The organism is Caballeronia insecticola (assembly GCF_000402035.1).
Classification (GTDB): Bacteria; Pseudomonadota; Gammaproteobacteria; order Burkholderiales; family Burkholderiaceae; genus Caballeronia; species Caballeronia insecticola.
Window position 1 is genome coordinate 2078863 of sequence record NC_021287.1, and the last position, 17912, is coordinate 2096774.

General features: G+C 64.1%; 18 protein-coding genes, 2 tRNA genes and 1 pseudogene. 13 read left to right on the forward strand and 8 right to left on the reverse strand.

The window, feature by feature from the left end; all coding sequences use genetic code 11:
• Window positions 1-61: 61 nt before the first annotated feature.
• The 5 genes from moaA to BRPE64_RS09630 all read left to right on the forward strand — a co-directional run bounded on the left by moaA (window position 62) and on the right by BRPE64_RS09630 (window position 4033).
• Window positions 62-1168 (forward strand): GTP 3',8-cyclase MoaA, encoded by a 1107-nt coding sequence (gene moaA / locus BRPE64_RS09610; protein ID WP_016345896.1) that lies wholly within the window; start codon window positions 62-64, stop codon window positions 1166-1168.
• 91 nt (window positions 1169-1259) lie between these two features.
• Window positions 1260-1814, forward strand: coding sequence for a molybdenum cofactor guanylyltransferase MobA (gene mobA / locus BRPE64_RS09615; RefSeq protein WP_232519217.1), 555 nt, complete (start codon window positions 1260-1262; stop codon window positions 1812-1814).
• A 72-nt stretch (window positions 1815-1886) separates the two neighbouring features.
• The gene (moeA, locus tag BRPE64_RS09620) at window positions 1887-3197 is read left to right on the forward strand and encodes a molybdopterin molybdotransferase MoeA (RefSeq protein ID WP_016345898.1); all 1311 of its coding nucleotides are present in this window, start codon (window positions 1887-1889) and stop codon (window positions 3195-3197) included.
• Window positions 3198-3260: 63 nt separating this feature from the next.
• Window positions 3261-3536 (forward strand): hypothetical protein, encoded by a 276-nt coding sequence (locus BRPE64_RS09625; RefSeq protein ID WP_016345899.1) that lies wholly within the window; start codon window positions 3261-3263, stop codon window positions 3534-3536.
• Window positions 3533-4033: a GNAT family N-acetyltransferase gene (locus BRPE64_RS09630; protein WP_016345900.1), complete on the forward strand. Its 501-nt coding sequence runs from the start codon at window positions 3533-3535 to the stop codon at window positions 4031-4033. The genes BRPE64_RS09625 and BRPE64_RS09630 overlap by 4 nt, the downstream gene beginning before the upstream one ends.
• A 16-nt stretch (window positions 4034-4049) precedes the next feature.
• On the opposite strand, the gene BRPE64_RS09635 is transcribed toward BRPE64_RS09630, so the two are convergent.
• From BRPE64_RS09635 to pncB, 5 genes are all read right to left on the reverse strand, one after another.
• Entirely contained in the window at window positions 4050-5498 is a 1449-nt protein-coding gene (locus BRPE64_RS09635; RefSeq protein WP_016345901.1) for a DNA recombination protein RmuC, read from the reverse strand.
• A complete protein-coding gene (locus tag BRPE64_RS09640) occupies window positions 5495-6475 on the reverse strand; it encodes a 2-hydroxyacid dehydrogenase (RefSeq protein WP_016345902.1) in 981 nt (326 codons plus the stop codon). The genes BRPE64_RS09635 and BRPE64_RS09640 overlap by 4 nt, the downstream gene beginning before the upstream one ends.
• A gap of 9 nt (window positions 6476-6484) precedes the next feature.
• Window positions 6485-7897 (reverse strand): sodium:proton antiporter, encoded by a 1413-nt coding sequence (locus BRPE64_RS09645; RefSeq protein ID WP_016345903.1) that lies wholly within the window; start codon window positions 7895-7897, stop codon window positions 6485-6487.
• 5 nt (window positions 7898-7902) lie between these two features.
• Window positions 7903-8574: a LutC/YkgG family protein gene (locus tag BRPE64_RS09650; protein ID WP_044042092.1), complete on the reverse strand. Its 672-nt coding sequence runs from the start codon at window positions 8572-8574 to the stop codon at window positions 7903-7905.
• Between the two features lie 132 nt (window positions 8575-8706).
• Entirely contained in the window at window positions 8707-9897 is a 1191-nt protein-coding gene (gene pncB / locus BRPE64_RS09655; protein WP_016345905.1) for a nicotinate phosphoribosyltransferase, read from the reverse strand.
• A gap of 285 nt (window positions 9898-10182) precedes the next feature.
• Between pncB and fdxA the strand changes: the two genes are divergently transcribed.
• The 5 genes and pseudogenes from fdxA to BRPE64_RS32280 form a co-directional block, all read left to right on the forward strand.
• Window positions 10183-10506, forward strand: a complete 324-nt coding sequence (fdxA, locus tag BRPE64_RS09660; RefSeq protein ID WP_044041465.1) for a ferredoxin FdxA — start codon at window positions 10183-10185, stop codon at window positions 10504-10506.
• 120 nt (window positions 10507-10626) lie between these two features.
• Window positions 10627-10702: transfer RNA gene (locus BRPE64_RS09665), tRNA-Asn, on the forward strand.
• A 77-nt stretch (window positions 10703-10779) separates the two neighbouring features.
• Window positions 10780-10855 (forward strand) — tRNA-Asn (locus BRPE64_RS09670).
• Between the two features lie 342 nt (window positions 10856-11197).
• A complete protein-coding gene (locus BRPE64_RS09675; protein WP_016345907.1) occupies window positions 11198-12373 on the forward strand; it encodes an acyltransferase family protein in 1176 nt (391 codons plus the stop codon).
• A 62-nt stretch (window positions 12374-12435) separates the two neighbouring features.
• Window positions 12436-12594, forward strand: a pseudogene (locus BRPE64_RS32280) (lipid A hydroxylase LpxO); the annotation flags it as partial.
• Window positions 12595-12606: 12 nt separating this feature from the next.
• Here BRPE64_RS32280 and BRPE64_RS09680 read toward each other — a convergent pair.
• From BRPE64_RS09680 to BRPE64_RS09690, 3 genes are read right to left on the reverse strand one after another with little or no spacing between them, the layout of a single operon-like run.
• Entirely contained in the window at window positions 12607-13194 is a 588-nt protein-coding gene (locus tag BRPE64_RS09680) for a LutC/YkgG family protein (RefSeq protein WP_016345909.1), read from the reverse strand.
• Window positions 13191-14582 (reverse strand): lactate utilization protein B, encoded by a 1392-nt coding sequence (locus tag BRPE64_RS09685; RefSeq protein WP_016345910.1) that lies wholly within the window; start codon window positions 14580-14582, stop codon window positions 13191-13193. The genes BRPE64_RS09680 and BRPE64_RS09685 overlap by 4 nt, the downstream gene beginning before the upstream one ends.
• Window positions 14579-15322 carry a (Fe-S)-binding protein gene (locus BRPE64_RS09690; RefSeq protein ID WP_016345911.1) on the reverse strand — a complete coding sequence of 248 codons (744 nt, stop codon included), beginning with the start codon at window positions 15320-15322 and terminating at the stop codon, window positions 14579-14581. Before BRPE64_RS09690 ends, BRPE64_RS09685 begins: the two co-directional genes overlap by 4 nt.
• Before the next feature lie 142 nt (window positions 15323-15464).
• Between BRPE64_RS09690 and BRPE64_RS09695 the strand changes: the two genes are divergently transcribed.
• The 3 genes from BRPE64_RS09695 (at window position 15465) to BRPE64_RS09705 (ending at window position 17908) form a co-directional block, all read left to right on the forward strand.
• On the forward strand, window positions 15465-16235 hold the full coding sequence (locus BRPE64_RS09695) for a FadR/GntR family transcriptional regulator (protein WP_016345912.1): 771 nt from the start codon (window positions 15465-15467) through the stop codon (window positions 16233-16235).
• Between the two features lie 288 nt (window positions 16236-16523).
• Window positions 16524-17012 (forward strand): CreA family protein, encoded by a 489-nt coding sequence (locus tag BRPE64_RS09700; protein WP_044042094.1) that lies wholly within the window; start codon window positions 16524-16526, stop codon window positions 17010-17012.
• 74 nt (window positions 17013-17086) lie between these two features.
• Complete coding sequence (locus BRPE64_RS09705) at window positions 17087-17908, forward strand: helix-turn-helix transcriptional regulator (RefSeq protein ID WP_016345914.1); 822 nt, start codon at window positions 17087-17089, stop codon at window positions 17906-17908.
• The last annotated feature ends 4 nt before the right edge of the window (window positions 17909-17912 follow it).

Here is a 17912-nt window from a genome sequence, read left to right on the forward strand (position 1 = left end):
AATGAACCCGTCGTCAAATTATTCGAACGAGGCCCGAGCGGCCCAGTCTCTGCGAGTCAATATGTCCCGACGCATCATTCCCGTGGCCGACATCAGCGCGATTCCGGATTTCTCCGGCGCGGCGTCGTTGCCGTCCGGAACGCTCGTGGATACGCTCGCGCGCCCGCTGCGCGATTTGCGCATCTCGGTGACGGATCGTTGCAATTTCCGCTGCGTGTACTGCATGCCGCGTGAAGTGTTCGACAAGGACTATCAGTTTTTGCCGCACGCCGCCCTGCTCTCATTCGAGGAAATCGAGCGGCTTGCACGCGTGTTCGTCGCGCATGGCGTGGAGAAAATTCGCCTGACCGGCGGCGAGCCGCTGTTGCGCAAAAACATCGAATATCTGATCGAGCGGCTCGCACTCTTGCGCACGCCCGCGGGCCGGCCGCTCGATGTCACGCTCACCACCAACGGCTCGCTGCTCGCGCGCAAGGCACGGGCGCTCAAGGACGCCGGTCTGTCGCGCGTCACGGTCAGTCTGGACGCGCTGGACGATGCGCTCTTTCGCCGTATGAACGACGCCGATTTCGCCGTCGGCGACGTGCTCGAAGGAATCGACGCCGCGCAGGCTGTCGGACTTGCGCCGCTCAAGGTGAACATGGTCGTCAAGCGCGGCACGAACGACCAGGAAATCGTGCCGATGGCGCGCCACTTCAAAGGCAGCGGCGCGATTCTGCGCTTCATCGAATATATGGACGTCGGCGCGTCGAACGGCTGGAACATGAGCGAAGTGCTGCCGTCGGCGCAAGTGGTGGAGCACATCGACGCGCATTTCCCGCTCGCGCCGCTCGAAGCGCACACGGCCGCCGAGACGGCGCAGCGCTGGGGCTATCGCGACGGCGGCGGCGAAATCGGCGTGATTTCGAGCGTCACGCGCGCGTTTTGCGGTTCGTGCACGCGCGCGCGCCTGTCGACGGAAGGCAAGCTCTATCTGTGTCTCTTCGCGGTGGCCGGGCACGATCTGCGCAGCCTGATCCGCGCCGGCGCCAGCGACGACGATGTCGCGACCGCCCTCGCCCGCATCTGGGAAGCGCGCGGCGACCGCTATTCGCAGTTGCGCGGCAGCGCATCGGCGCAGGCGCGTGAGGACGGGCCCCGCGTCGAGATGTCGTACATCGGCGGCTGACGCAAGCGGCTCGCGCGTGCAGACCGCTTCTACCACTCACTTGACGTCTGACATCACGGCGCTTCTGCTCGCGGGCGGGCGCGGCTCGCGCATGGGCGGCGTCGACAAAGGCATGCACTCGTTCCGCGGCGAGCCGCTCGCGCTGCACGCGATGCGGCGTCTCGCGCCTCAGGCGGCCGCCATGCTGATCAGCGCCAATCGTTCGATTCAAGACTATGAGCGTCTGAGCGCGGCATTCGGCGGCCGCGTCGTCGTGGATTCGCGCGCGGATTATCCCGGGCCGCTCGCCGGCATCGTCGCCGGCCTGCGCGCCGCGACCACCGAGTTCGTGCTGGTCGCCCCCTGCGATGCCCCTTTCGTCGACGAGCATCTCGGCGCCGCGTTGATGCGCGCACTGGACGACAAGCACGTCGACATCGCGTATGCGGCCACCGTCGAAGCATCCGGCGAAGTGCTCGTGCATCCGGTATTCGCGCTCGTGCGCGCATCGCTCGCCGATGACCTCGACGCCTGGCTGGACGCCGGCGAGCGCAAGGTTCGCGCGTGGTACGCGCGCCACACGGCGGCGGAAGTGCAATTTCACGATGTACGCGCGTTTTACAATATCAACGATTTGCAACAGCTGGCCGATTTGGAACGCCGCTAGACCAGCGCGTTCGACCATCTCACGGCGCGGGGCCGCTTCATCGCCCATCCAGCGCGCGATCCACTCCGATTCATGACCACGTCCAAGGATTTTTCCGCTTGCGTCGCTCAGTACGATCCGAATGCGCTGCCTGTCGAGGCGGCGCAGGAAATCGTGCGCCAGTGGGCAATGCCGCGCGCGTCCAACGCACAGACGGAACGCGTGAGCCTGCACGATGCGCTCGGCCGCGTGCTCGCTGAAGACGTGATCTCGCCCATCGACGTGCCCGCCTTCGATAACTCCGCCATGGACGGCTACGCGTTCTCCGGCGCGGCGCTCGCACGCAGCAGCGGCAGCGACACGATCGATCTCGCCGTCGCGGGCACGGCGTTCGCCGGCCGCCCGTTCGCGGCCACGCCGGGCGCCGCCGAATGCGTGCGCATCATGACGGGCGCGCTGATGCCCGCCGGTTGCGACACGGTGATTCCGCAGGAACACGTCACGCGCGCGGGCGACACGATCCGCTTCGCCGCCGCGAAAATCCGCGCGGGACAAAACCGCCGTCTGTCCGGCGAAGATCTCGCGAAGGGCAAGCCCGCGTTGCTCGCCGGGCGCATCGTGCGCGCGTCCGATCTCGGTTTGCTCGCGTCGCTCGGCATTGCCGACGTGTCGGTACACAAGCGTCTCGTCGTGGCCTTCTTTTCGACGGGCGACGAGTTGCGTTCAGTCGGCGAAACATTGAGTCCGGGCAGCGTCTACGACAGCAACCGCTACACCCTCTTCGCGATGCTCAAACGTCTGGGCGTCGAGACGATCGATCTCGGCGTCGTGCGCGACGACCGTGCATCGCTCGAAAAGGCGCTGCGCGAGGCGACTGCACGCGCGGATGTCGTGATCAGTTCGGGCGGCGTGTCGGTCGGCGACGCCGATTTCACGCGCGAGCTGATGAGTTCGCTTGGCGACATCGCGTTCTGGAAAATCGCGATGCGCCCCGGCCGGCCGCTCGCGTTCGGCCGCCTGTGGTCGGGCGCGCGTCCGGGCGCGGGCAAACCGGCGCTGTTCTTCGGATTGCCGGGCAACCCGGTCGCCGTGATGGCGACCTTCTACTTCATCGTGCGCGAGGCATTGCTCGCGATGTCGGGCGCGGCGCACCAGCCGCTCACGGTCATCCGCGCGCGCGCTGCCGAGCCGATCAAAAAACGCGCGGGCCGCACCGAGTTCCAGCGCGGCATCGCCACGCGCGAGGCCGACGGCCGCTGGAGCGTCGTCACGACCGGTTCGCAGGGATCCGGCGTGCTCAGTTCGATGAGCGAAGCGAACTGCTTCATCGTGCTGGAACACGCGCGCGGCGAGATCGACGCCGGCGAAGACGTCGAGATCGTGCCCTTCGACGGCCTGATCTGACGGACGCTCGATGCGGTGCCGCCGAAACATACATTCCTACATAGATAGACGGGGCTTCCTTCCATGAAAAAACAGATCACATTCATCGCACCAGGACAGACCGCCAAGGCGCTGATCCTCGTGTATCTGACCTTCAGCGTGCCGATCGTGCTGCTCGGCGTGGTCGTCGCGTTCGTGCGCTACGGCTCGGTGGAAGTGAGCACGGTCACGAGCGCGCTGTTGCTCAACGCAATTCTCGGCTTCATCCTGCTGTGGATCGCGTGCCACGCGTACAACTGGGTGGCGTCGCGTTTCGGCGGCATCGAGATCGTGTTGTCCGACGCGCCGGAGGAAGCATGAACGATACGGCACGCACATCAGCGGTTGCCACGATCCGCGCGGCCACGCCCGCGGACATCCCTGCGATCTTCGCGCTGATGTACGAACTCGCCGAGTTCGAGAAGCTCACGCATTTGTTCATCGCCACGGAAGAAGGCGTGCACGACGCGCTCTTCGGCGCACGCCCGGCTGCCGAAGCGCTGGTCGCCGAGCGGGACGGCGAGATCGTGAGTTACGCGCTGTTCTTCCAGAACTTCTCGACTTTCCTCGGCAAACGCGGTCTTTATCTGGAAGACCTCTATGTCCGTCCTTCGATGCGCGGCAGCGGCCTCGGCACGCTGATGCTCAAGAAGCTCGCCGCGCTCGCGGTCGAGCGCCAGTGCGGCCGCTTCGAATGGTCGGTGCTCGACTGGAATCAGAACGCCATCGACTTCTACGAAAAGATGGGCGCGACCGTGCTGCCCGACTGGCGCATCGTGCGCGTGACCGGCGAGCCGCTCGAACGCCTCGCCGGCTGACGCTGGCTGAATCAGATCAGATGTCGTCGTCGCTTTCGGGCGATGACGCGCTGCCCAGCAATCCCGTCGCCTGTTCTCCCGGCAGCGCCTCGACATCGCGCAGGCGCCGGTCCATCTGCCGCGTGCGGGTCTGCGCCGCTTCGATCGAACGCGTGACGGTTTCGAGTTGCGACTTCGTTCTCGCCAACACCTCACCGAATTTACCGAACTCGGTCTTCACCGCGCCGAGCACCTGCCACACTTCGCTCGAACGTTTTTCGATAGCGAGCGTGCGGAAGCCCATCTGCAGGCTGTTGAGCAACGCGGTCAGCGTGGTGGGCCCCGCGATGCTCACGCGAAATTCCCGCTGCAACGAATCGCTCAGGCCCGGGCGGCGCAGCACTTCCGCATAGAGCCCTTCGGTCGGCAGGAACAGCAGCGCGAAGTCCGTAGTGTGCGGCGGCGCGACGTACTTCTGCGCGATCGATTTCGCCTCCGCACGCAAGCGTCCTTCGAGCGCGCGGGATGCGTCCTCGACCGCCGCCGGATCGGCACGCTCCTGTGCATCGATCAGACGCTCGTAGTCTTCACGCGGAAACTTCGCGTCGATGGGCAACCAGACCGGCGTGGCCGCATCGCCCGGCGCACCGGGTGCGTCGTGCCGGCCGGGCAGCTTGATGGCGAACTCCACGCGCTCGTTGCTCTTCGGAATGGTCGCGACGTTCTTCGCGTATTGATCGGGCGTGAGCAGCTGTTCGAGCAGCGATTCCAGTTGCACTTCGCCCCAGATGCCGCGCGTCTTGACGTTGGTCAGCACCTTCTTCAGATCGCCGACGCCCGCCGCGAGCGTCTGCATCTCGCCGAGCCCGCGATGCACTTGCTCCAGCCGGTCCGACACGAGCTTGAACGACTCGCCGAGTCGCTGTTCGAGCGTCGCGTGCAGTTTCTCGTCGACGGTGCGGCGCATTTCGTCGAGCTTCGTTGCGTTGTTCGCCTCGATGTCCTTCAGCCGCGCTTCGAGCGTCGCGCGCACTTCGCCGAGACGCCGCTCGTTCGCCTCCGACAGTTGCGAAAGATGCAGCGACACGGAATCGGCGAAACGCTTCAGCGCGTTGCCCTGATCCTCGCGCGCCTGCTGACTCTGTTGCGCGAGCTGCTGCGCGAGCGCGTCGAACTGCGCGTTCTGCACGCTCGACGTGCTCGCGAGTTGCGTCGCCAGCGTCTGGTGGAACTGCGTGAATCCGCTCTGCGATTCCATGCGCGATACGCGCGCGCTCTCCGCGATATCGCCGCGCAGGCCGCGTTCGAGCCGCTCCTGCGCGCGCGAGTGCGCCTCGCCCATATCAATGACGCGGTCCGTGAGCGCCTCGAATTCCGCGTAGATGTCCGCGTTCGAGCCGCGCCGCATCGACATGACGAGCGCAACGAGCGCCACCACCAGCGCGACCGCCAGCACGGCGACCGCGCCTAACAGCAAATCCGTCATTTCTTCAGCACATCCGGGTTGATGGGGTTCGGCGGATTTCCGGCGCGCGGCCCTTCGCCCAGCCCGGCGATGAGATTGTCGGCCGCGAGATTGGCCATTGCGCGGCGCGTGCTTTCGGTTGCGCTCGCGATGTGCGGCGTCAACACGACGTTGTTGAGCGCGAGGAAATCCCGGTTGAAGTTCGGCTCGCCCTCGAATACGTCGATGCCCGCGGCTGCAATGCGCTTCTCGCGCAACGCGACGATCAATGCCGCGTCATCGACGATACCGCCGCGCGCAATATTGGTAAGCGTCGCGCTCGGCTTCATCAGCGCGAGTTCGGCCGCGCCGATCGTGTGATGGCTTTCCTTCGAGTACGGCACGACGAGCACGACGTGATCCGCGCGCTTGAGCAGATCTTCCTTCGACGCATATTCGGCATTGAGTTCGGTCTCGATCTCCGGCGCCACGCGCGAGCGGTTGTGATACATCACGCGCATGCCGAAACCGGCCGCCCGGCGCGCGAGCGCCTGACCGATGCGTCCCATGCCGATCACGCCGAGCGTCGAGCCGTACACGTCCGTACCCAGGAACGAATCGAACGACCACTTCTGCCACTTGCCCGCGCGCAGATAGTGCTCGGACTCGGTGACGCGGCGCGCCGCCGCCATCATCAGCGCCCAGCCGAAATCGGCGGTGGTTTCGTTCAGAACGTTCGGAGTATTGGTGCCGAGCACCTTGTGCGCATCGAACGCGTGCATGTCGAAGTTGTTGTAGCCGACCGCCATGTTCGCCACGACCTTCAGGTTCGGCGCGCCTGCCAGTTCCTTCTCGCCGACCCACTCGCCCGCGGTGAACGCGCCATCCCGGTCGGCGAGACGCCGCGCGAACTCGTCTTGCGAGAGCACGTCGCCCAGGTTTGCGTCGACATCGAAATACTGTTTCAGGCGTTCGATCACATCGGGAAAGGTGGGACGCGCGACAAGTACCTTCTTCATCGAATGCTCCTAAAAAAATAGCCAGCCCAGAACGGCGAAAAGCGGCAGCAAGACGATGCCCGACCACGCCATATAGCCGAAGAACCCCGGCATGCGCATGCCGCGCGATTCGGCGATCGCCTTCACCATGAAATTCGGCGCGTTGCCGATATACGTGTTCGCGCCCATGAACACTGCGCCCGCGGAGATGGCGGCGAGCGTCGTGGCGTCGGTGGTCATCAGCGTGCGGGCGTCGCCGCCCGCGAGATTGAAGAACACGAGATAGGTCGGCGCGTTGTCGAGGAACGAGGAAAGCAGGCCCGTTGCCCAGAAATAGGCGAGATCAACCGGCTTGCCGTGCGCATCGGACACCGCGTGGACGATGCCGGCAAACGCACCCGCCTCGCCCGCGCGCAAGATGGTGATGACCGGCGCGATAGTCACGAAGATTGCCGCGAAGAGTTTCGCGACTTCCTCGATGGGCGCCCAGTCGAACGCGTTGCCCGCGCGCGCGCTTTTAGGCGTGAGCGCGAGCGACGCAAGCAGCACCGCAACGAGCAGGACATCGCGCACGAGATTCTGCAACTGCACCTGCGTGCCGAACACATCGAACGCGATGCCCGGCTTCCAGAGGCCGCTCATCAGCACGAGCGCGATGATCGCCCCGAGCAGCGCGAAGTTGATCTTGCCGTCGATGCCGAGCGGGGGCGTGTCCGGCGTCGGATCGAGAAAGGGGCGCTTTGCGTCGTGCCTGCGCCAGTAGTAACTGTCGAGCATATAGAAGAGCGCAAGCAGCACGACGCAGACGAAGAGCATCGGCCAGGCGAGATGCACGGTGGTCCAGAAAAAGCCGACGCCGTTCAGAAAGCCCAGGAACAACGGAGGATCGCCGAGCGGCGTAAGCGAGCCGCCCGCGTTCGCGACGAGAAAAATAAAGAACACGACGACATGCACGGCGTGCTTGCGATTGTCGTTGGCGCGCAGCAGCGGACGGATCAGCAGCATGGCCGCGCCCGTCGTGCCCATGATGCTCGCGAGCCCGGCGCCGAGCGCGAGGATGCCGGTATTGAGGCGCGCCGAGCCGTGCAGATTGCCGCGCACGCAGATACCGCCCGCGACCGTGAAGAGCGCCGCCAGCAGAATGATGAACGGCACGTATTCTTCGAGCATCGCGTGAATCAGTACGCCGCCCGCCGTGGCGGCGCCGAAGGCGAACGCGAACGGCACGAGGAACGCGAGCGCCCACGCGGCCGCGATCTTGCCGAAATGGTGATGCCAGAGCCTCGGTGCGACGAGCGGAAAAACGGCGATGGACAGCAGCACGCCGGCAAACGGAATGCCCCACGCGGCGGAAAGCTTCGTGCCGTCGAGGGTCGCCGCCACGGCCGGCGCATTCACCAGCGCCAGCGCGGCGAACACGGCGCCGGAAACGATACGGCGCATCGGCCTCAGGCTCCGCGCACGACGATCACATGCACGCGATACGGTCCGTGCGCCCCGAGCACGATGGTCTGCTCGATGTCACCGGTACGCGACGGCCCCGACACGAAGTTGACCGCGCGCGGCAGTTCGCCCCGTTCCGCGCGCATGAGCGCGAACGCGTCTTCGTGCGCGGCGACGATGCGCGACGCCGGCACGATCGCGATATGCGTCTGCGGCAAGAGCGCGCCGGATGCGGGCGTGTCGGCGCCGGACAACAACACGAGCGAACCGGTTTCGGCCGTGGCGCAAAAGCACCCCGTGATGCCGACGAGATCAGCGTCAGCCGGCTTGCGCAGCGCGGCCGCGATGCCCGCCTCGGCCCACGGAAGATCACCGAGCGCGGGCCACGCGACGACCTCGACCGGCAGATTCAGCGACCGGAGATAGCGCGCGGTTTCGGCGGGCGCATGCGCGAGCGCGTCGACTTCGGCGACGGTGGTAGACAGACGCTCCGCTTCAAGCGTGAAGCGCGCGATGAGTTCGTCACGCGTTTGCGGCAGCGGCGGACGCGGCCCTGCCGGATGGCGCTCCACATACTCTTGCGCCGCCGCGCGTTCGGCATCCGTCGGTGCGCCATGACGGCCTTGCGCGCTGCGAATGCGCGCGAGAATAGTGCGGCGCGCGGCCGATGTATCCATGGTGCCGTCCTCGTGAATGCGTGGGTATATGCGCCGCGCGTCGATCAACGGCGCGAGCAAATTATAGCGAGCGAGGTTCGCGCACGAACCTCGGCCGGACGGCATAAGCCGCGTGCACGAAGCCGCGACGAATCAGATCTCGCCCACGGGCTGCTCGATACCGAACACCTGACGCAGATACGCCAGATACGCGCGGTCGTCGCACATGTTCTTGCCGGGAGAATCCGAGAGTTTCGCGACCGGCTGCCCGTTACAGCGGACCATCTTGATGACGATCTGCAGCGGTTGATAGCCGAGATCGTTGGTGAGATTCGTGCCGACGCCGAATGCCAGCTGACAGCGCCCGCGGAAACGTTCGTAGAGTTGCAGCACGCGGGGCACGTCGAGCGCGTCGGAAAAGACGAGGATCTTGGTGCGCGGATCGCAGCGGTTTTCCTCGTAATGCCGGATGAGGCGCTCGCCCCAGTCGAACGGGTCGCCGGAATCGTGGCGCGCGCCGTCGAACAGCTTGCAGAAGTACATGTCGAAGTCGCGCAGGAACGCCTTCATGCCGTAGACGTCCGACAGTGCGATGCCCAGATCGCCGCGATATTCCTTCGCCCACATTTCGAAGCCGAAGATTTGCGAGTCGCGCAGGCGGGGACCCAGCGCCTGACATGCCTGAAGGTACTCGTGCGCCATCGTGCCGAGCGGCCGCAAGCCGTGCTTCATCGCGTAATAGACGTTGCTCGTGCCGGCGAACTGCGCGCCGAGCCGCTCCTTGAGCGTCAGCACGACTTCCTCGTGCCACTGCCCCGAGAAGCGCCGGCGCGTGCCGTAATCGGCGATCTTGCAGTCGGAATATTCAGGCGGCGTGGCGAGCAGGCTGATCTTGTCGCGCAGGCGTTCGCGGCCGATTTCGTACTCCGGCTTGCGCTGCGTGTTGCGGAAATAGACCTCGTTGACGATCGCGAGCACCGGAATTTCGAACAGGATCGTATGCAGCCACGGCCCGACGATCTCGATATCGATCTCGCCGTTGTTCTTGGGCGAAGGCGCAATCCGGATGGATTTCTCGTTCAGGTGAAACAGATCGAGGAAATCGATGAAATCGCTCTTGATGAAGCGCATGCGCCGGAGGTAATCCAGTTCCTCTTCCTTGAAGCGCAGATTGCAGAGCTGGCGGACTTCGTCGCGGATTTCGTCAATGTACGGAACGAGGTCGACGTTCGGCGTGCGGCACCGGAAGCGATATTCGACATGCGCCGCGGGGAAATGATGCAGCACGACCTGCATCATCGTGAATTTGTAGAGATCGGTATCGAGCAGCGAATTGATGATCATGGTTGTGACTGGAACTTCCACGCGAATGGACGGCGCGCCGGGTCGAGCCCGCGTGTCGCTGGGTCTTCAGGACCATGTTACCCGAATGTTCCCGCCCGCATTTCGCATGACCCGCTCTTTCGGAAACTATGCATACATAAATCACGAATCGATATAAAGCGGGCCGTTCGGCGCTCGTGCCCGTTTTTCTCATTACGTTACAATACGCGTTTCAGCAAGCGCACCTCCCGGCCCATGCAGCCGCCCAGGGCGCCGCCCCCACGAATTCCGCATGCAGGAGCCTGAATGACTCACGTTGTGACCGAAAGCTGCATCAAGTGCAAGTTCACTGACTGCGTGGACGTGTGCCCGGTGGATTGCTTCCGCGAAGGTCCCAACTTTCTCGCGATCGATCCGGACGAGTGCATCGACTGCGCCGTGTGCGTGGCCGAATGCCCGGTCAACGCGATCTACGCCGAAGAAGACGTACCCGGGGATCAACAGCATTTCACCGAACTGAACGCCGATCTCGCGCGCAACTGGCCGAGCATCACCAAGACCAAGGCCCCGCTGCCCGAGTCGGACGAGTTCAAGGACGTGAAGGACAAGCTCAATCTGCTGGAGCGTTGATATTCGCGGGATTGAGCCGCTGCCACGGTTTTTTCAACGCAAAAAAGTGTGTTAAATGACTCTTCTGCGTTGACACGCTAACAACGGCTCCCTATAATTCCGCTTCTCTGCTGTAGATGTTCCCCGATAGCTCAGTTGGTAGAGCGCCGGACTGTTAATCCGTAGGTCCCTGGTTCGAGCCCAGGTCGGGGAGCCAAAGTCTTCAGCAAGACGGTTTCAAAGAACCCAGCAACCGGCTGGGTTTTTTATCACAGTTGTAGATGTGCAAGTTGTTCCCCGATAGCTCAGTTGGTAGAGCGCCGGACTGTTAATCCGTAGGTCCCTGGTTCGAGCCCAGGTCGGGGAGCCAAAAGCTTCCACGCAAAGCCCAGTCGTCTGACTGGGCTTTTTGCATTTGCGCCGCTCAATCGCGAGTGCGTCGAAGCAAAGCCTCTAATTTCCCCCGCTTCCTCTCCATAAAAACGTAGAAAACCTTTCATTTAGCCTACCTGACGCACATTAGGCGTTAATTCTGCAAGTGCTTCGTGCAAAAGTGGTTTCTCGTACAGAAGCAGGTATTGCGAGGAATTACCGTTGAGCCTCGGTTTTCACGGACGAGCGTCGGCGCTGACTAATTAGGTTACCTAACCAACATTACTCGATAGGCGCTGTTCCGCGGATAACCGGATAAACACAATACGGGGAGCAACTCATGGGGTTCAGGCAAGGCATCACACTCGCGGATCGCATCGAGCAGGTCGGCTCGGCGTCGAGCGGATTCGATTATCTGCGCATCGGGCTGGCGATCGGCGTCGTGTGCTGGCACAGCATCGTCACGACGCAAGGTTTCGGCTACGAACAGCCGCTCTGGGACAGCTGGCGCATGCTGATCGGCGGTCTTCTGCCGATGTTCTTCGCGCTCTCCGGCTTTCTCGTCAGCGGCAGTCTCGTGCGCACGAAGAGCATCGGCCGGTTTCTTTCGCTGCGCGCGATTCGCCTCTACCCTGCGCTCGCCGTGGAAGTGCTGCTGTCGGCGCTGATCCTCGGGCCCCTGCTCACGAAGCTGCCGCTCTCCGAATACTTCTCCCGGCACGAGTTCTGGGCGTATTTCCACAACATCATCGGCTATATCACGTTCCCGCTGCCGGGCCTGTTCGACGACAACCCGTTCCCCTCGATCACCAACGTCTCCCTGTGGACGATTCCGTTCGAACTCGAGTGCTACATCTGCCTGACGGTGTTCGCGCTGATCGGGCTCAAGCGCCGGTTTCTGCTGCTGCTCGCCGTCTGCGTGATGATGGTGTGCGCCACCTACATGCTCGCGCACCGCCCGAACGCCATCCAGTTCGACACGCCGCCCGGACGGCTGCTCGTCGGATGCTTTCTCGGCGGCGTGCTCGCGTATCTCTACCGCGATCGCATTCCGTTCAGCGGCGGCCTGTTCGCGCTCGCCCTCGCGCTGCATTTCCTCCTCACGCGCCATGCGTGGACGGCGTATCTCTCGATCTTTCCGACGGCATACGTGACGGCCTGGCTCGGCCTGCTCAATCCGCCGAAGCGCACGTTCCTGTTGCGCGGCGACTATTCATACGGGCTGTATCTCTTCGCGTTCCCGATCCAGCAGGCTTATGCGCAACTGTTTCCGCAGCATCGCGTGATCTGGCTGGCGACGCTGTGCGCGCTTGCCGCCGGCCTCGCCTATGCCGCGTTCTCGTGGCACTGCGTCGAGAAGCCGATTCTGAAGCGCAAGAACGAGATCATCGCGACGGCCGGGCGCATGCTCCGCCCTGTTGCCCGCGCGCTGTCGTTCGCCTGGCCCGCGATGTCCCGCCAATCCGCGCGCGGTAACGAAGCGAATATCGCCGTGGGTGAAACCTCGCGTTCCTGATCAAGCCGGCATCGCCGCCGTCCAGGCAGATTTTGTATAACTTCGGATTGAGCGCAAAGGAGGAAAAACATGACCGCACCGGCGGGCTGACTCGCGCGTTCAAGTATCTCTATTCGATCCGGCTCGTCGGCAAGCGGCTCAAGGCGTGGAACCGGACCGTGAACTACGTCGTCAAGTGGCTGTTCGGGGGTATCGTCGCGGCGCTGTTCTGGAAGCACTGAAGGCGCGCGGCTTCACGCAAGCCACACGACCGTCAGCGAGCGCACGCCCTGCGCGCCGCGAATCAGCACGCCTTCGATATCCGCCGTCGCCGACGGGCCGGTCACAAGCACCGCATAGCGCGCCGCCGCGAAGTCGGGCCGCCGATAAACCTGCTGCAAGCCTTCGACGAGTTGCGCCGGATCGAGCAGCACGACGAGATGCTGCGCGAGATAGCCGATCGAATTCACGACGTACTCGCGCTCGCTGAACCACACCGAACCGGTTTCCGCGACGCCGAAGCGCCCGCGCACGATGCCGACATCGACGTCCTGAAGCGACGCCGGCACGGTATCGGGCGACAGCGCGCGCGTGCCGTCGATGCCCGGCACCGCCGAGGCGATCACCTTCGCCTCCGGAAACCGCGACGCGATGAACGCGTTCGCGTCGGCGAGGCTCGCCGCCTCGACGCAGCTTCCGCCCATCGCGGTGAGCGCCGCGCTGAAGCGCCCCTTCAGGTCGCCTTCGCCTTCCGGCGCGGCGAAAATCGGCACGTCGGGGCGCGGCCGCGACGCGGGTTGCGCCGCGCGGATCTTCGATAGAAACGCTTCGCGAGTCGTCATTTGGCGGCCTTCCGGTTTTTCTTGTACCACTCGTGAAATGTTTCGGCGGGCGCTTCGGGCAGATCGCGCTGGCGTCCCCAGATGTTGAGCGGGTTGTAGAGCACGAAGTTGGGCAGGCGCTTGAGCGCGCCGCCGAGCGAGGCCACCGTCGCGCGATACAGCGTCGGACTCGCGAGCAGGCGCCCCGCCATCTTCAGCACTTCCTGCTTCACGAACGGCACTTCGTGCTTCTCCGCGATCACCGCGCGCCACTTGTAGATCTGCTCGTGGATGTTCACCTTCACCGGACACACGTTGGTGCAACTGCCGTTCATCGTGGAGGCGAACGGCAGCGCGCTGTAGCGCTTCAGATCGTAAGTCGGATTGATGATCGCGCCGATCGGCCCGGAATACGTACCGCCATACGACAAGCCGCCGCTGCGCCGATACACCGGACACGTATTCATGCACGCGCCGCAGCGGATGCACTTGAGCGAGTACCAGAAGTCGTCCATGCCGAGACGCTCGGAGCGGCCGTTGTCGACCAGAATGTAGTGCATCTCCGTGCCCGGCCGCGGCGCGCGAAAGTGCGACGTGTACTGCGTGATCGGCGAGCCGAGCGCGCTGCGCGACAGCATGCGCACGAACACGCCGAGATCGGCAATGGTCGGAATCAGCTTCTCGATGCCGATCGACGCAATATGCAGCGGCGGCACGTTCGCCGACAAATCCGCGTTGCCCTCGTTCGTGCAGACGACCACCGTGCCCGTCTCCGCCACCGCGAAGTTGCAGCCGGTCATGCCCGCCGTCTTCTCGCGCACGAAATACGGCCGCGTGTTCATGCGCTGGCTTTCGGCGAGATAGTGGATGTCGCTGTTGGCGGGATCGGTGCCGATCGTGCGGCCGAACAGCTCGGCCACGTCCGCGCGCAGCTTGTGCACGGCCGGCACGACCATGTGGCTCGGATCCTGATGATCGAGCTGCTGGATGCGCTCGCCGAGATCGGTTTCCATCACCGTGATGCCGCGCGGCTCCAGATAGTCGCGCATGTAGCACTCGTCGGTGAGCATCGACTTGCTCTTGACGAGCGATGTCATGCCGCGCTCGCTCATCAGCTGGTAGACGAGTTCGTTGTGCTCCTGCGCATCGGCGGCGAAGTGCACGACGACGCCGTTTTTCGCGGCCTGATCCGCGAATTGCGCGATGTAGTCCGCGAGGTTCGACAGCGTATGTTCCTTGATGCCCGACGCGAGATCGCGCAGCGTCTCCCACTCGGGAATGCCGTGCGCCTGCGCGTCGCGTTTCATGCGCAAGTCCCACAGACGCTTGTCGTGAAAGGCGACGTGATCCGGCTTCTGCAGAAACGCGCCGGCGGCTTTCGCGTGATCGATACGAACGGTTTTGCTCATCCCTGCGCTCCGTTCAGAACCTGCGCAATGTGGATGAACTTCGCATCGAGTTTCAGCCGTTCGGCGCAGCCCTGCTGATGCATCAGGCACGACATGTCGCCCGACACGATGTACTCCGCGCCCGCGCCGACATGATCGCGCACCTTGTCCTGCCCCATGCGCACGGAGACGGCTTCTTCGGTAACGGAAAACGTGCCGCCGAAGCCGCAGCATTCATCGGGACGCGCCGGCGCGACGAACTCGATGCCCTTCACGCGTTCGAGCAACGCGCGCGGCTTCGAGAAAGGCGTGGCCGCGACTTCCGAATTCGATGTCTCGCGCAGATGCCGCACCGCGCTGCAACTGTTATGCAGCCCGACCCGATGCGGAAACTCGGCCCACGGAAATTCGCGCACATCGAGCACGTCGTGCAGGAATTCGACCAGCTCGTAGGTATTGCGGCGCACCTTCTGCACGGCGCTGGTCTGCTCGATCGCGGTGAAATGCTCGCGCACATGATGCGTGCAACTCGCCGATGGCCCGACCACATAATCGTAATCGGCGAAATTGCGCACGAACACGCGCTCGGCGCCGGCGGCGTCCTTGTGCGCGCCGCTGTTGGCCATGGGCTGGCCGCAGCACGTCTGGTCCTGCGGATAGTCGACATCGAGCCCCAGACGCTCGAGCAATTCGAGCGTGGCGATGCCGACCTGCGGATAGAAGGCGTCGATGAAACAGGGAACGAACAGGGCAACTTTCATGAGGTCCGATTGCGGGAATGTCGCGGGGATGAACGGGCTTTTTGGTAAGCTTGGTCTGACCAAGACTTTAAAGAGATGGCTCTTTCGTGTCAAACTGGTCTTGTCGGACCCGACACGCCTTTGCCTTAGCCACTTCTGAACGATGACCTTCCAGCCTGTCCAATCGCATTCCTACGCCCGCGTGCGCATCTCGGATGTCGTGTCCGGACAAATCCGCGAACTGATTTCGACCGGCACGCTGTTGCCCGGCCAGCGGCTCCCCGCCGAGCGTGATCTGGCCGAGCAGCTGAACGTATCGCGTCCGTCGTTGCGTGAGGCGCTGATCCGGCTGGAATCGGACGGCTTCATTCGCGCGGCCGGGCGCGGCGGCTTCGTCGTGTCGGATGTGACGGCGCCGCTCGTGTCGCATCCGCTCGCGGCGCTCCTCGAACAGCAGCCGAACGCAAGCGCCGATGTACTGGAACTCCGTCACGGCCTGGAGACGCTGTCGACCGCCTACGCCGCCGAGCGCGCCACGCAGGCCGATCTCGCGCGCATCGCGGCGGCGTTCGAGGCGTTGCAGGCGGCCGTCGCCGAGAAAAGCACGCGCATCGCGGAAAAGGATGCGGCGTTTCATCTGGCAATTGCCGACGCGACCCACAACGTCGCGCTGACGCACGTGATGCACGGCCTCAACGAACTGGTTCGCGAATCGATGCTCACGTCGCACCGTCTCGTCGATTACGACGACGATGTCGAAGCGAACCTGCTCGCGCAGCATCGCGCGATCTTCGATGCCATCGTCGCGCGCGATCCGTCGCGGGCGCGGGAATGCGCGGGCGCGCATCTGGATTACGTGCGCACGCTGTATCGCGAGCGTCCGGCACGCGCGGGCCGCGCGACGCACCCGGCCAATGGCGCGACAAATACGTAATGTATCCGTAAGCTTCGATAGGACAAGACCTACACAGCTTTCGGACGCACACGGCTAACGCCCGGCCGCCCTCTTCGCGATACTGAAACCGTCGAACACACACACGCGAAGGGAGGATGACATGCCTTATCTACTCGGATGGCTGCTCGGTGTACCGGTCGTGGTGCTGGTGATCCTGTACCTGATCTTTCACTGATCTTTCACAGACCAAAGCGCAGCACAATGCGTCAAAAAGAGCCGAGGGCGTCGATACAATACGACGCCCTTTCTCTTTTCCGAAGGATGACGATGAAACGCTCCGTCCTTGCATCGGCTGCATCGCTCGCGACTCTGCTGGTCACTCTTTGCGGCGCGACGCACGCGCACGCGGAGGAAATCGCCAGCGTCAACACCAACTTCCGCTTTACCGGCTCGGATCGCGTCTCCGTCGAGGCCTACGACGATCCGCTTGTGCAGGGCGTGACCTGCTATGTGTCGCGGGCGCGCACGGGCGGCGTGAAAGGCACGCTCGGCATCGCGGAAGATCCGTCGGAGGCGTCGATCGCGTGCCGGCAGGTCGCGCCGATCAAGTTTGCCGGGCCGCTCAAGCAGAAAACCGACGTATTCTCGGCGGGCATGTCGTTCATCTTCAAGACGCTGCATGTGGTTCGTATCGTCGATGCGAAGCGCAATACGCTCGTCTATCTGACGTATAGCGACCGCATCGCGACCGGCAGTCCGAAGAACAGCGTGACGGCGGTGCCCGTGCCCGAAGGCACGACCATACCGGTCAAGTGAGATGAAAGCGTCCGTTCCAGCGGCCGACAAAGTTGTAAACTGACCGATTCCGCTCTCCGCTCGACTTGCGCACCATGACCGCCGCCCATTTCCGCGATGCTGCACGCTACTGGCGCTCGCCGCTCGTGCCCGACGCGGACATGGTCACCGCGGAGTACTACGACCACGAGTTCACGCCGCACTGGCACGACGCCTACACGGTGCCGGTGATCGAAGCGGGCGCGGAGTGCTTCGACTATCGCGGCGCGCATCACATAGCCGAAGCGGGCTCGGTGCCGGTGATCAATCCCGGCGAAGTGCATACGGGCGCGCGCGCCGTCGATGCGGGCTGGCGTTATCGCGTGTTCTATCTGCCGGTGCCGTTCGTCGAAAATGTTGCGTGGGAGATGGCCGGACGGCCGGCGGCGTCGCCGTGGTTTCCCGACGACATCATCCGTGACGCCGATCTGGCGCGGCGGCTCGTTATCGCGCATCGTCTGCTGGAGGGCGGCGCCGATCCGCTTGCGGCTGAAACGGCGCTCGTCGATGCCGTGACTACATTGATCGGCCGCCATGCGCTGGAACGGGTCGACATCGAACCGCTCGCCGCCGATGCGCACCGCGTCGCCACGATGAAATCCCGCCTCGCCGACGATCTGCTCGAACCGCTGACGCTCGCCGAACTGGCGCAGACGGTCGGCCTCTCGACCTTCCACGCCGCACGCCTCTTCACGCGCGAAACCGGACTCGCGCCGCACGCGTGGCGCAACCAGATGCGCATCGTGCGGGCGCTGCCGGCGTTGCGCGCGGGCGCATCCGTTACCGCCGTCGCGGCGGCGAGCGGCTTCACCGACCAGAGCCATTTCACGCGCCATTTCAAGCGCGCGTTTGGCGTGCCGCCGGGGCGTTGGCGCTGAGCGG